This is a genomic window from Pseudovibrio sp. W64 (assembly GCF_001623145.1).
In the GTDB taxonomy this organism is placed as follows: domain Bacteria; phylum Pseudomonadota; class Alphaproteobacteria; order Rhizobiales; family Stappiaceae; genus Pseudovibrio.
This window is the reverse complement of sequence record NZ_LMCI01000049.1, coordinates 1-318: the sequence shown is the minus strand read 5'-3', so window position 1 is coordinate 318 and position 318 is coordinate 1. Positions and strand designations below refer to the sequence as shown.

Genomic DNA, 318 nt, shown 5'->3' with positions numbered 1-318 from the left:
CATCGTGGAGAAAGCTGCGCATCCAATTAGAAGATAAGAACCTGATTGAGTCGGGCCTTACTCTTTATGGTCTGCGGCATACGGTGGCGACCATTTTGCGGGAGATTGGGCTGAATGACAGAGATCTTGCCGCTGCGCTTGGACATGAGACAGAAGCCATGGCACGGCTTTATGCCAAAGGTGCTGATTTGCGCAAAAGCATGTCGGATATTGCTGTTCGATTTGAGAAGGAAATCACTCTGCGCGGGGAAGAGTTCAGCAAGCAGTTAGAGCAAAAGTGTCAAACCACACTGAGAAAAGTGTCAAACCTTGAGAAAG

1 protein-coding gene is annotated in these 318 nt (G+C 48.7%); it reads left to right on the top strand.

Annotation, left to right across the window (positions count from 1 at the left end; all coding sequences use genetic code 11):
* Positions 1-318: tyrosine-type recombinase/integrase (locus PsW64_RS26980; protein WP_153042440.1), on the top strand; the 318-nt coding region annotated here is incomplete at both ends.